Source organism: Streptomyces sp. WELS2, from assembly GCF_013870595.1.
In the GTDB taxonomy this organism is placed as follows: Bacteria; Actinomycetota; Actinomycetes; order Streptomycetales; family Streptomycetaceae; genus Streptomyces.
This window is the reverse complement of the sequence record NZ_JACBWZ010001301.1, coordinates 1-1192: the sequence shown is the minus strand read 5'-3', so window position 1 is coordinate 1192 and position 1192 is coordinate 1. Positions and strand designations below refer to the sequence as shown.

The following is a 1192-nucleotide window of genomic DNA, read 5'->3' as shown; positions in this document are numbered from 1 at the left end:
AACTGCCCTTGCGCGTCCCTTTTGTTCGGGTGTCCTGGTGGCCCGGTGGGACGGTTGAGGCGTCGGCCTCCGCGAGCCGGGAGCCGGACAGGCCGCCGGCCCGGACCCAGAGGGTCAGCCCACCGCGCGGCACCTCGAACTCCCAGTCGGGCAGCTCCCGGCGCACCGCCGCCACCAGCGCGTCCCGGTTCTCCCGGGCCTGCGCCCGGCGCAGCTCGACCGCCTGCTCCCAGCCGCCCGTGCTGAAGAGCCAGTTCACCGCCAGCTGCTCCAGCACCGGCGTGCCCAGGTCGGCGTACGCGCGCGCGGCGACCAGGCTGCGGATGACGTCCGGTGCCGCCCGCACCCAGCCGATGCGCATGCCCGCCCAGAACGCCTTGCTGGCCGAGCCGACCGTGATCACCGTGGAGCCGGCCGGGTCGAAGCCGCACACCGGCCGGGGCATGCCGTCCCGGACGTCCTCGTCCAGCCACAGCTCGCTCATCGTCTCGTCGGCGACGAGCACGGTGCCGGCCGAGCGCGCCGCGTCCACCAGCCGGCGCCGCTGGTCCTCGTCGGCGAGCGCCCCGGTGGGGTTGTGGAAGTCGGCGACCACGTAGGCGATGCGCGGCGCGGCCTCGCGCAGGACCTGGCGCCAGCGGTCCACGTCCCAGCCGGACAGTCCCTCGGCCATCGCGACCGGGACCAGCCGGGCGCCCGCCTCGCGCATCAGCTGGAGGATGTTGGCGTAGGACGGCGACTCGACGGCGATGCGCTCGCCGCGGCCCCCGAAGAGATGACAGATCGCGTCGATGGCGCCCATCGCGCCGGTCGTCACCATGATCTGCTCCGGCATGGTGGGGATGCCGCGCGCGGTGTAGCGCTCGGCGATCATCGAGCGCAGCGCGGGCAGTCCGGCCGGGTAGTCGCCGTGGGTGTGGGCGTACGGCGGCAGTTCCTCCAGGGCGCCCTGCACGGCCCGGGTGAGCCACGGCTCGGGTGCCGGGAGCGAGGCGCAGCCCAGGTCGATCATCGAGCCGAGGGCCTCCGGGGGCAGCGGTTCCAGGCCGCGGGCGGGGATCGGGTTGCCGGCCGGTACGGCGGTCCAGCTGCCGGCGCCGCGCCGGGACTCCAGGAAGCCCTCCCCGCGCAGCGCCTCGTAGGCCGCCGCGACGGTGGTGCGGCTGACGGCGAGGGCGAGGGCGAGCTCGCG

1 protein-coding gene is annotated in these 1192 nt (G+C 75.5%); it reads right to left on the bottom strand.

What is annotated here, in order from left to right; translation table 11 throughout:
• Positions 1 to 1192 (bottom strand): PLP-dependent aminotransferase family protein (locus H5J33_RS35910; RefSeq protein WP_258565634.1); only part of this gene is annotated, 1192 nt, incomplete at both ends.